Genomic DNA, 11,610 nt, shown 5'->3' with positions numbered 1-11,610 from the left:
CTTACCCACGAACAATGGACACACGGCTAAGCGAGGTTTTGGTTTTCAAATTGTTCCGGGCTAAGACCACCACAGGCACTGTGGCGACGCCAGCGATTGTAATCGCACTCGATATAATTAAACACGGTTGTTTGCATTATTTCCCGGCTGGCAAAGTGCTCGCCGTGGATACACTCCACTTTTAGTGAGTGGAAGAAGCTTTCAACACAGGCATTGTCGTAACAACAGCCTTTTGCGCTCATACTGCCACGCAGATTATGGCGTTTCAGTAAGGCCTGGTAATCCGCTGAACAGTACTGGCTGCCTCTGTCTGTATGAACAATGACATTTTCCGGGCGTTTACGCCGCCACAACGCCATTTGCAACGCATCGCACGCCAGTTGTGCCGTCATCCGCGAGGACATCGACCAGCCGATGACGGCTCGCGACCACAGGTCAATCACCACCGCCAGGTAAAGCCAGCCTTCATCTGTACGCAAGTAGGTAATGTCACCCGCCCATTTCTGATTCGGCCCACAGGCGGTAAAGTCTTGTTTCAACAGGTTTTCTGACACCGGCAAACCATGCTCACGGTAACTGACCGGCCTGAACCGGCGCGAGGCCTTTGCGCGCAGCCCCTGACGACGTAGGCTAGCGGCGATGGTTTTGACGTTGTACGCTGGAAGCTCATCAGTAAGACGTGGCGCACCATACCGCTGTTTTGCGTCACTGAATGCCTTTCCAACGGCCTCATCGCAGACAAGACGGAACTGCTGACGCGGGGTTATCTGATGATGACGTAGACGCCAGGCATACCAGCCACTGCGGGCGACACGGAGCACCCGACACATGGCTTTGATGCTGAACTCAGCCTGATGTTTTTCGATAAAGACATACTTCATTTCAGGCGCTTCGCGAAGTATGTCGCGGCCTTTTGGAGAATAGCCAACTCTTCATCACGTTCGGCTAATTGGCGCTTTAAGCGGGCATTTTCAGTAGCAAGAGTCTGTTCACGCTCAGAAGCAGATAGGTTTTGCTGTTGCTTAGTACGCCAAGCGTAGATTTGCGATTCATACAGACCGAGTTCTCGCGCAGCGGCGGCCACCCCAATACGTTGGGCGAGCTTAAGTGCTTCGTCACGAAAGGCGGGCGTATGTTGTTTACGGGGCTTGTTTTTCGTTGTTGATGTTTTAGTCATGAGTCACCTCTAGGTTAAGAGTTTACTCACTTAGTGCCGTGTCCACTATTGCTGGGTAAGATCAGGTCACAGCTAATACAACCTAACATGCACCGCTAGCCTATCCGTTCCGGCAATACGCCTGGGTAATGCTTGGCAATGATATCGTTCATCTTGTCCATCAACGCCGGTTTCTTAAATGTCAGATGCGCCGATCCCTTCATAAAGTATTTGATTGTAAAATACTCATCTTCATAAACCTCCGCCCTCTGCCGATTGGCACTGATATGATCATACAGCCGAGAGGTGACATCCCTCCGATTATCCGGTATCGCCTTGTCCTCCAACAGGAACAACATCCTCTCCAAATCCGCCAATTGGTCACGCCGGTAGTTATGATTTAGCGTAAATCCCCATTGGTTGTAACACACCAAACCGCTGACAATAATTTTCTTGCCAAATTTACAAGGATGATTGGTTTTGTAATTCCAGGATAATACTTTGAACAGGTTGATGACGCCACGCTCAAAGACTTCATCTTTATTTTTATGCAGTTGCTCAAAGGTACTGTAGATATTCTCTTCACTGATGGCTGGAATGTTATCCCCTTCCAGATTTCGATACCACTGGTCACGGGCCTGAGCATCCATCAAGCTGAGCATACCCGATTTTCCCATCAGGTCTCGCCATATCTCGCGGTCAAGATTGCGGGTAATGACTTTCATGGCGGTTTCTACTTTCTCCATCAGCCAACTACCGCAGCGGAAGTCTTGACGCATAGCCCAGTCTCTTGCAACACCACCGCCAATACTACTGGTCATGGTCGAGATATCTTCAAGCTGGTGGATAATGGCCTGAATTTGCGCCAGCGCGGCATTACGCCCAACAACGATACGTTCAATGTTGGTGGAGCAGATAACTTCGATATGGCCGGTTAACACTTCGGGTTCAGTGTGAGTGAGTGTCGACATGATTTTACTTCCTTTATTTAAGACAGAGATAAAAAAGCAAAACGCCACCCAGTGGGCAGCGTTGATGCTTGTTTAGGGGGAATACGTTATGGCGGTTGTTACGTTGACTAATTTGCCATGGACTGAAGGTTGAGAACCACGTTCAAGGCCTGTTCAACACAAGGCAACAGTTTGCTGGAGTCGGTCATCTTTTCATCGTTATCAAAGATGAGCGTTGAGTCACAATCAATATTGTCCTGCAACCAGTCAATGAGGATTTGTAGCCCTTCTGCAAGGGGTAATGAGCAAGGCGATGCCACACTGGCGTATTCGGGTTCACTGGTTTTCTGCAACGAATAACCGTGGTTATTGACCGCTTTAATCAACGCAGCCAGCTCGATACCATCCACGTCAACGGCTATCCTCCCCCTGTTCAGTCCCAGTACGAGGATACTGTCGGCTTCAATATTCAAGTCGATTTTCACGGATGTGTCCCCTGTCGTTGGTTTTTACCGTTGGTGATATGGGTGATGGCCTTGTAACCTCGGCGTTTCATCAAGCCTGTAGCCTGTCTGGCCCGGAGAATATCAATAGGCGTAATAAACGGTGATTGTTCGCGGATACTGAAACCAGTGCGGTCAATACGCACCAGTTCATATTTTTCCACGATACAATTCAGCGCATCCGCCAGAGAAATACCCGCATCAAGGTTTTCTTGAATGACTCCATCGTGACTAAAGGCGGTGTCTTCCAGTGTCAGACCATAGTGTTGTTGCAACAGATGGGTCAGCAACGCCTGCCAGATGGCGATAGGTGACGGGCAGGACCGAGCCGCCCGTTTCGGGGTAACCGATACAGTTTGCATGATTGTTATCCTGATAGAAGGTTGGGAGAAAACGTTAATGCCTGAGTGAGGTAACGCCGTTTTATGCGGTTGCCGCCGGTGTTGGATAAATGGCTATGTACACATAACCGCACGAGCCCAACGTATCGGCTTCGCAGGTCAGTCCGTTTGTATGAAGTGTGACGCAATGTTGTTGTCGGGGATTGAGTTCACCAGACATCAGCATCGACTCCAACTGCTGAAGCCAGAGCGGGAATTGTTGGTCGAGATGACGCAACTCGGCATCGCTGAACGTCCCCACGACATCTGCACGATCTCCCAGGTAATGCAGTTGGTGGCCTTGCTGTACCAGACGCGCCCCAAACTGTGGCGTGATGGCACGTTTTAACCCCCAGACTGGTGGGGTGATATCTGCCCCCTGGGAGGGGCTATCAGGTTCGATATTTGTCATCGCTAAGTTTCCTTGAAATAGACACGGCCCAGCAATGAAGCAGGGGTGTATCGTGGATGAGAAAGTAGATAAGGCTGGTTTTGGTGTAGTGAGTCATTACCAACCGAAGGTGGCAAAGTCGGGTAGCAGTTCACCCAGTGCATCAATATGCAGGTAGGTCAGTTGGTGTCGCTTCATCAGGGTGCTGACCAGATATCGGCAGGGTTTGGAGAGCCCCAGGCGTTTGAGTTGCAATATCGGGTGGGTCCACGCATCCAGACGGATCAGATAGCCAGTGCCCGAAAATGAGATCCACTCACCATCACTAAACTCATCGTGGCAATGAGAGACTCGATACAGCACGGTGTTGTCATCTTCAGTGATATGGGCCGAACTGCATTGCAGACCAAAGCGTAAAAGCGGTGTGGTTGTTGTCATCTTGTCCTCCTCACAACCAGCCACGTTCGGCAAATGAGACGATATCCAGGCCACCGACAACTAGGTGGTCCAGCACTCGCACATCTACCAATTCCAGTGCAGCCTTTATCCTGTCGGTGATTTGTCGGTCAGCCTGGCTGGGCTCGGCCAACTGGGACGGATGATTGTGGGCCAATACGGCTTTAGCGGCATTGTGCTTCAGAGCAGACTTCACCAACTCGCGCGGGTGGACGGTGGTACTGTTGATGGTGCCGGTAAACAGCGTCTCCTGAGCCAGTAGTCGGTTTTGATTATCGAGCCACAGCACAACGAAGACTTCACGCTCAAGCCCAGTCAGATGCAGGCGCAGCCAGTCACGGGTCACGCTGGTGGAGGTAAACGCTACGCCCGGTTCCCGCAACTGTTTAGCCAGCAGATTCAGGGCGCGTCGGACGGTCCGTTGTTCGCCAGGTGACATTTCAGCCACTATGGGGGATAAGGTGATTTTCATGGTGAGAGTCCCTTGTTGCTCAGTCAATCAGGGCGAAAATGGCTTTGCACTCTGAGTGAGTGAGAGCGTATTCACGCAATCGGTAGAAATGTTCGGTCATCGCCTCGCTTTCGGTACGGCAAGCGTGGTGGCTATAGGTCATTAGGCAAGCGGTAATACCGGCAGCCTCAGCACCCATTTCGGCACCATTGCCATTCATGTCGTTAAACAGTGACCACCGCTCATCGCTTTCTGGTGCCATAAAGGCCCCCCCATTGCTCAGCGTATAAAAGTGCCAGGAGCCCCCGTTGTAATCAGTACATAGGCGGTCAAGCCAGCCAAAGGCGTGCGGCTCCAGAATGAGCCATTGCGGTATGTTGCCAAAGTGCTGTGGCCAGAAACGGAGGCGCTGGCGGTTTGGCACAACAGTGGCGGTCACGCGTTGAGGTGTGGGTGATACATTGTTCATGGTTGAATAAACTCCTTGAGATGAAAGGCATAAAAGCAAAACAGGCCCCACCGGAAAACCGGAGGAGCCTGTTTGATGTGTGGAAAATATTTCCCTGGTGTTAACGCAAAAGATTCAATGGGTGAGGACTATTACTGCCCACCATGGGCGTTAGCAGAATAAGTATCTCCCAGTGCTTAATAGACCGGATAGACGGCAGTAACTTTTCCTTCAGAGGTGAACGTAACGGTATTATTTTCCAGTTTGATGGCAAAGTTCCTGTCATCACAGGTGCCGCTATCGATTTCTTTATAGGTTTTGAGTCTTTTGTTGACCAGATAGAAACTGCCGGCAGGACAACTGGTACCCGCATCCTGCCATATCACAGCATTGTCACCCTTTTCAGCGACAAGCTTGTCACTCACATCACCAAAATACGAATAGGTCTGATACTGATTACCAATATTATTCCAATGCTCAACCTCTGCCAAATTGACCTTGGCAGTGGCTACGCTCGAAAATACCCATGAGAAGCCGATAAGTAATACGCTGATTTTACGCATGATATTCTCCATTGATAAGCTAAGTGTATAGTTGTTTATCCGGGGCAGTTGAAAACCCGGTACCTGTTTTATTGTCAGTGAAATAAACATCGTCTCCCTGTATCGGGATGCGTGAGTTACCCACGTTGAGGGAACACGCGTTGGATGAGTGCATCTACCAATCCCCCCATCAGCAACGAGGTAACAAACAAAGCGCCAATCCGACCGACCCGCACCGCCCAAGGCGAGCAGGCGTCTTTACGCATTTGTTCAGCCATGGCCCCCTGAGCTTGGTAGACGCTAAACAAGGTCGCGATAATTCCTGTGGCTGTCGCAAGGTGACGAAATACAGACATGGTGATGCTCTCTTTAACCTTTAGGTGATATCTATTGACCCGATTCGGTTGCGGTCAACGCCTTGATATATTGAAAATGCGGTAATGCTGTTATGAACTTCTCTTCGCTAATGATGTTATTGATAGCCTCCTTTTTGACGAACGTGCTGATGGTCAGCGTGATATCGCTCAGGTGATGCATGTCAAACACCTGAATGATGTTGTTGATGGCAGCACACAGATACCAGTCCCCGGCAAAATAAATCAGTTTGTAGGGTTCTGCGGCTGAGTGTTTCAGGCCTTCGTAAACAAAGCGGATAATGCGGTTCTCCACAATGGCCTGGGTAATGACATAAAACCCGCCGAATAACGATGGCAACCGCTTGGGGGGCGCGTTATAGACGATGTAGGGCGAGTCTAGCTCTTTGTTGAGCAACACGGACAACAGCTTTCTATCCAGTGCGGGAAAGAACTGCTTCACGTCAGTAATGCTGGCAAACTGGATGATGTCCCTGTCGGTACGAAAGGGGCGCTGCGAGTCAGCCAAACGATAGCAGCCCTCACGGTGATCCATATCCAGACCGACCAGACGTGTGTTGAAATCCCGGTCCAGTGTACGTAACGAGACATTGAACTCCCGTGCCAACGCAGCCACGGAGAGGGATTCGCCATTGAAGAGCCGACTGATGATGGAGGCCAACCGGTAGGCGAGCCTGTCATGGCGACGTTCCTGTGCGGACATAATTGATTCCCTGAGTGAAAGGTTCCCCTGCACGACCGTACAGGGGCGCGGGTTATTGTTGTGCGAGGTGTTTCTGGCGTAGGTAGGCCACGATAATGCAAGCCGGTACGGTGACCCGGTAGGCAGGGCCAGTAACGTCGGCAATGAGCCAGGCAGAACTGAGCGTCAAGCCAATGGGGCCAGCCAGTACGGTCAGTGCACGTTGTGCAACAAAGTAGGCCCCTATCGTGGCAATTCCACCCAAGGTATTGATGATATTAATGGCCAGCAGTGTGGCCAGCTCCAGCGCAGCCATGCCGGAGGTGCGAATGGCCGCCTGTAGCGCCATCAACACCAGTTGAGGTGTGGGCTTGGACAGATTGAGCTGCATGTCATGAGATAACTGCTGCAGTTCCTCTTCGGTCATTTCTGCCAGGCTTTTCTCCATCACTTTCAACAGCATGTTCAGTTCTATCGTTTCAATGGAGCTCTCCTTGCTGAAGTTGACCTTGAGCTTTTTACACGCATCCGTCAGCAACTCTCGGTAGAGCACGCCTTTGTTGAGTCGAGTCAGTGTCGCCAGACTGTTGGCCCCAAAGGCCTGCAGTTCGGCACCGATGGCCGTCCAATACTTCTGGTGGTCGGGGTAAAACAGCGTGTATTCCGGGGTGCTGGTCAGGCTTTCTGACCAGCGCTTTTTGCCGTCTTTGGTATCGTGGGTGAGCACGGAGACCAGTGCGCTCAGGTCGTCGTTAGAGCACTGCCCTAAAAATGTCAGGTCGGGGTCGATGCGGTAGGTCGCCATGGTATTTCTCCTGTGTTGGCCGTATATCGTGAACTGGCGACTACTGTAACGGAGGGGCCTGACAGGGTATGGCGGTCAAAACGGTGATTTTCCTGACACCGAGGGGCTGAATTGGACAGGGTGTGACGCGGCAGGTAAGGAAAAAGTGGCTCAGTCCTTGTGCAAAAAGGCGGCGCAGGCCAATGCGCCCGCTGACCGTACTGCCAGATAATCCAAGCTACCGCTGACCACGCCACTCAGCAGTGGCACGAGATGGCTCGCATGGGCAGTCGGGAGACGGCCAGCCAGTCGAGTGGTCAGGTGTGTGGCGGTTTTTTCGGTCACCTGCTCAAGGGCCTGTGCTGAAATCTGTTGGAACAGATAGGTACCATATGCCTGCAAGCCATCTTTAGCGACAGTGCCGCCGAGGCAGAGATAAACCAGATGGCGGGTATGCAAGTCGTGGACATCCTGCCCACCCAGTAAAGCGATGGCAGCAATCAACCTGAGCTGTAGCAACAGTGGCCCAACCAGGCTGGCAGGTAGCGTAATGGGAAGTGTTACTATGCCTCCCACACCCAGCATAAATCCGCTGGTAGCCGCTTTGGCTGATTCCCAGCGAACCAGACTCAGGGCGGCGCTTTGTGGGGTTGAGAAGGTATTGCGGTACTGCTCTGCCAATTGATAGGCGGAACTGATGCCAGGGCCACCTTGTAGGGCTTTGGTGTATAAAGCCTCCAGCCAGCGAGATATCGGCGGAGGGGATGATGTCTCATCGTGCATGATAGGACCTGTTTCATTGAGTGGAAAACACACGCTACGGTTAATACTGTGGCGTAATTCCCTTCAGTGATATAGGTGTGAAAATGTGTTGGTTTAGCACTCAGGTATTAAATAATTGCGAACCAGTATTTGACCTGGTTTTATCTTGGTAGCATCTATGTCACCACCAGATTGTAGGCGGTTTTTCATACTCAAAAATGAGCAAGCTATAAAAAACCTCTTCCCTAAAAAATAGCTTTATCGCGAACAGTTAAAACTTCATCATCTGGTCATAATAGAAGCCTATTGCTTCACTCAAAATGCCCTCTTCATTGACATCAAATTTCATTGCTATTTCACGAAGTAATTTAGCATCAGATTCACTGAGAACGGGAAGCGTATGATTCTGTGCTTTTTTTACAGTTTTCTTTGGCGCTTTGCGTGCTTTATGCTGCGACCAAGCCTTTAATAGCAAATTCATCCTGCCAGGGAAATCGGCATTTTCTAGACACTCAAGATAGATATGCGTGATTAATGCAGGCCGGTTGTCATGATGCGTGATTGGCATTAACCCATTTCTTTTCACCGTCCCTTTCTTTCTAAGATAATCAAGTGAAAAGACTATTAATTCATCGCTTTTTGTCAGGTTCTTTATATTTATTTTATGTCGACACTCTTCTTTTGTGTTTTTATAATCCTCGAAAATAGAATCCAGATAGTTGATGCCTATTTCACTTGGGAAAGGTAGTTTTTCAAAAAATCTCACCAATGAAAAATAGCGGTTTAAGTGATCTGGTGAAAAATCGCGAACCCCAAGCAAGTCGATTGCTGCCATTTCATTTCCATCACCAACCTTGTAATTATAACTATTATAGAGATCCACTGGCTTTGATGACAGAATATCTTTCCACTTTATATTTATAATGAGTACCCATAGGTAATAGCAAGCCTCTTTGTCTTTTTTTAACCATGCCATTTTATTTTTCGGGAAAACATCTTCTGTTAACTTTGTATTTAACTCTATGAGTTTATCCAGAGACTTATCTTTGTATGTTCTGTACATCTCATTGGCGACACAAAACGCCATACTTTCTATTGATCTTACCATTTTAGCGAAATTCATAGCTACGCATTTTTCTTTTAGTGAAAACATTACCTTAGACAATGTCATGTGGTTAAATGTTGCTGCAACTCGTTTAAGTACATCAATGCGATTAGCCGCGTTTTCATTAAATAAAAACTCTTTTTTATATTCAAGAAAACCTACCTTTGCTCGGCCCCTCATCTCACTGAATGTCATAGCTTCCACCTGTTAATCAATGCTCAATCCCCAAAATGACTTTATATCAAAGAAGGTCACGTGTCGATTCAGTTGTTAAAAAATGAAATAATCCAGAGATTTTTAGTGGTTTTTATGTATTAAAAGTAATGATTTTTAGTAGATAAATCGTGGTTTTTATCATTTAAAAACCCCATAAGAATGGCTGATTACATGCATTTAAACATGAACTAAACTCTAAATAATTCGCTTTACAGAAAAATGGAGGCAACATAGTTCTCCATGAACCAGCTCAAACAAGTGACCAAGAGGGGGGTGAGGCTTGAGTTATGATGGGGATATAAACAGAAAATGAGTTGATAAAATTTCAACAGAAATGTACTGGTTGTATGGGTGTACATATATCCACCCTATCATTTTTAATGAAATCGCAACCAGGCCATTAAGCAATTCAGGTTATTTTTTACTTGGCTGACTGATGTGATAGAGAACTTTGTGGCGCACTGGCATAAATCAAAATGCCAACTGACGTTGCCGCAGTCCGTTCTCCATTCACTCATCACCATGGAGAAAAATAACATGTCATCCCCTATCAAAAGTCTGTTGAATGACCAGTTTGTCGATATGGCGTTTATCGTTGCCCATACCGGCATGACGGATAAATGGTTTTATAAATTGATTGCTCTTGGGCGCTTTCCGCCTGCCATAAAATTTGGCCGTCGTTCACGCTGGCTGAAAAGTGAAGTGTTAGCCTGGGAAGTAGAAAGAATAAGAGAATCACGTCCGGACTATATTCCTCCAGACTATCAAGAATTGCCTACTGTCGGCCTGTAATCATCAACCTCACCTTCTGTATTTTCCAACTCCGGATTTTCGTTAATATTTCCAGCAAGAAAGCACACTAACTTACCATGCTGATTCTTTTTTGTTTTCTCTTGCCATAGGGTAAAGGATATTGCTAAAGGATATCCATTGACCCTAAGTGATGGTGTGGTTATTTAGGGATTCTATATTATTGAATTGATATTGATTGAGTTATGCCATTGGATTGGTAATTACATTGGCACTATTGGATTAACATTTATTCAGTTATTCAACCCATCCAATTAACCCTTGAACGAGTGAAACCGTCAGACTGAGTCAAGTCATTAAACTTGGGTTAAACTCAATCAGAGCGCGAAGCACCTTGCGAATTAAATCAGCCCTAATCTCTCACCAATGGTTGTAAATTTAATCTGCACTGCCTGCCTATACAGACAGTCGTCAGAATAGCATGTCACCTTATAACGCAGAGTGACTGGTGATATTTTTTAATACACAACCCACCATCCACTTCAGCAATAACGCAGAGTCGCTCATGACTCTGCTTTCCACTCATGACTCTTGGGATATATAAACATGACCATGAATTATGAAACATACCTGACACTGTCGACCAGCATCAATGAAGACGAGGCATCGTCTATACACGTCACCCACGATGTCAATTATCTTGAGGAGCTACTTTATCTCTTCAATGAAACACAATACATCGCCAAATCAGACCGAGATGAATTCAGCGTACATGTCGTTCCATCCGCCCAGTACGCATCATTAAAGCCTACTGCAACAGGAAAGCGGATATTACTCGCTCTGAAGCGATTGCTATCACTGAATGCTTTAAACGATGAATGGCGTGAGCCTCACCCCACCTTGACGTTATTCCATCAACTGGCGAGTCAGCACAACATTCAACAGCATCTGGCCATGACTGATAACACACCAGAAGCGATAACACAGTTGGCAGAGCGCTTGAATACCTTTATTCGACAATTCAGGTCTGGGCTGAAGACACCGTCACACAAGCGTCAATCTCGCCAATACCAACGTGCAGCCAGTAAAAATCTGTGCGGTGCCCTTCGGTACACTGACGCCCTGTTTGAACAGCACGCCAGATTGCTGATTGTCCGGGTTGACCTGTCTTATCGCAACGAGACCAAAACGACAATCACCACCGAATTGGCCCGTCAGCATCGCCAGCGTTTCTTCAAGAACCTGCAGGCACATCGCCTGTTTCAGGCCTGTGTGGGGTATGTCTGGAAGCTTGAATACGGACGCTACAGGGGCTTTCACTATCACCTCCTGGTGTTCTATGACGGGGCCCGGGTCCGGCAGGACGTGACGCTGGCACGGTTGCTGGGCGAATACTGGCGTGATGTCATTACCGCAGGGGCTGGGCATTACCACAACTGTAATGCTGATAAGGCACGTTATCGCTTCCCGGGCATTGGCCTGCTTCACTATACCGACACAGCCAAGCGGCAGGGATTGAACATCGCGGTTCGCTACCTGTGCAAAGTCGATACCTACGCCCGCCTGGCGTTGCCAAACGGTGCCAGGTCCTTTGGGCGGGGGGAGATGGCTCAACCCTCAGCCGTTCGTCGTGGGCGTCCCCGTTCGTCCTGAGCATTAA

The 11,610-nt window shown here is 48.4% G+C and carries 16 protein-coding genes; 2 read left to right on the top strand and 14 right to left on the bottom strand.

The features are described 5' to 3' along the window. Nucleotides 1–26: 26 nt before the first annotated feature. From IO95_RS04195 to IO95_RS04125, 14 genes are all read right to left on the bottom strand, one after another. Nucleotides 27–1,177, bottom strand: a protein-coding gene (locus IO95_RS04195; protein WP_369794329.1) for an IS3 family transposase whose coding sequence is annotated in 2 segments (ribosomal slippage) — nucleotides 27–916 and nucleotides 916–1,177 — 1,152 coding nt in all. Because the reading frame shifts where the segments join, the coding sequence is not laid out codon by codon here. 95 nt (nucleotides 1,178–1,272) lie between these two features. After that, nucleotides 1,273–2,127: a DUF4942 domain-containing protein gene (locus IO95_RS04185; RefSeq protein WP_023491174.1), complete on the bottom strand. Its 855-nt coding sequence runs from the start codon at nucleotides 2,125–2,127 to the stop codon at nucleotides 1,273–1,275. A gap of 107 nt (nucleotides 2,128–2,234) precedes the next feature. Further along, nucleotides 2,235–2,591: a DUF5983 family protein gene (locus IO95_RS26295; protein ID WP_023491175.1), complete on the bottom strand. Its 357-nt coding sequence runs from the start codon at nucleotides 2,589–2,591 to the stop codon at nucleotides 2,235–2,237. Next, complete coding sequence (locus IO95_RS04175; RefSeq protein ID WP_023491176.1) at nucleotides 2,588–2,971, bottom strand: TA system toxin CbtA family protein; 384 nt, start codon at nucleotides 2,969–2,971, stop codon at nucleotides 2,588–2,590. Before IO95_RS04175 ends, IO95_RS26295 begins: the two co-directional genes overlap by 4 nt. A gap of 61 nt (nucleotides 2,972–3,032) precedes the next feature. Continuing rightward, nucleotides 3,033–3,401, bottom strand: coding sequence for a type IV toxin-antitoxin system YeeU family antitoxin (locus tag IO95_RS04170; protein WP_023491177.1), 369 nt, complete (start codon nucleotides 3,399–3,401; stop codon nucleotides 3,033–3,035). Between the two features lie 96 nt (nucleotides 3,402–3,497). Further along, nucleotides 3,498–3,818, bottom strand: coding sequence for a DUF5983 family protein (locus tag IO95_RS04165; RefSeq protein ID WP_023491178.1), 321 nt, complete (start codon nucleotides 3,816–3,818; stop codon nucleotides 3,498–3,500). Between the two features lie 10 nt (nucleotides 3,819–3,828). Beyond that, a complete protein-coding gene (gene radC / locus IO95_RS04160; RefSeq protein WP_023491179.1) occupies nucleotides 3,829–4,308 on the bottom strand; it encodes a DNA repair protein RadC in 480 nt (159 codons plus the stop codon). A 19-nt stretch (nucleotides 4,309–4,327) separates the two neighbouring features. Then, nucleotides 4,328–4,756 (bottom strand): antirestriction protein, encoded by a 429-nt coding sequence (locus tag IO95_RS04155; protein WP_023491180.1) that lies wholly within the window; start codon nucleotides 4,754–4,756, stop codon nucleotides 4,328–4,330. Between the two features lie 176 nt (nucleotides 4,757–4,932). Beyond that, a complete protein-coding gene (locus tag IO95_RS04150) occupies nucleotides 4,933–5,298 on the bottom strand; it encodes a hypothetical protein (protein WP_023491181.1) in 366 nt (121 codons plus the stop codon). 116 nt (nucleotides 5,299–5,414) lie between these two features. After that, nucleotides 5,415–5,633: a hypothetical protein gene (locus IO95_RS04145; RefSeq protein WP_023491182.1), complete on the bottom strand. Its 219-nt coding sequence runs from the start codon at nucleotides 5,631–5,633 to the stop codon at nucleotides 5,415–5,417. Nucleotides 5,634–5,664: 31 nt separating this feature from the next. Beyond that, a complete protein-coding gene (locus tag IO95_RS04140; RefSeq protein ID WP_023491184.1) occupies nucleotides 5,665–6,354 on the bottom strand; it encodes a YafY family protein in 690 nt (229 codons plus the stop codon). A 52-nt stretch (nucleotides 6,355–6,406) separates the two neighbouring features. Continuing rightward, entirely contained in the window at nucleotides 6,407–7,138 is a 732-nt protein-coding gene (locus IO95_RS04135) for a DUF3944 domain-containing protein (RefSeq protein ID WP_023491185.1), read from the bottom strand. Between the two features lie 150 nt (nucleotides 7,139–7,288). Further along, a complete protein-coding gene (locus tag IO95_RS04130) occupies nucleotides 7,289–7,900 on the bottom strand; it encodes an EcsC family protein (protein ID WP_023491186.1) in 612 nt (203 codons plus the stop codon). A 250-nt stretch (nucleotides 7,901–8,150) separates the two neighbouring features. Beyond that, on the bottom strand, nucleotides 8,151–9,179 hold the full coding sequence (locus IO95_RS04125; RefSeq protein WP_037383999.1) for a hypothetical protein: 1,029 nt from the start codon (nucleotides 9,177–9,179) through the stop codon (nucleotides 8,151–8,153). Between the two features lie 558 nt (nucleotides 9,180–9,737). Between IO95_RS04125 and IO95_RS04120 the strand changes: the two genes are divergently transcribed. Both IO95_RS04120 and IO95_RS04115 read left to right on the top strand, forming a co-directional pair. Continuing rightward, entirely contained in the window at nucleotides 9,738–9,992 is a 255-nt protein-coding gene (locus tag IO95_RS04120) for an AlpA family transcriptional regulator (protein ID WP_023492888.1), read from the top strand. Between the two features lie 564 nt (nucleotides 9,993–10,556). After that, nucleotides 10,557–11,603, top strand: a complete 1,047-nt coding sequence (locus IO95_RS04115; RefSeq protein WP_081878512.1) for an inovirus-type Gp2 protein — start codon at nucleotides 10,557–10,559, stop codon at nucleotides 11,601–11,603. Nucleotides 11,604–11,610: the final 7 nt, after the last annotated feature.

This window comes from Serratia sp. DD3, from assembly GCF_000496755.2.
The sequence above is the reverse complement of the archived record's forward strand: the minus strand, read 5'-3'. Positions and strand labels throughout refer to the sequence as shown.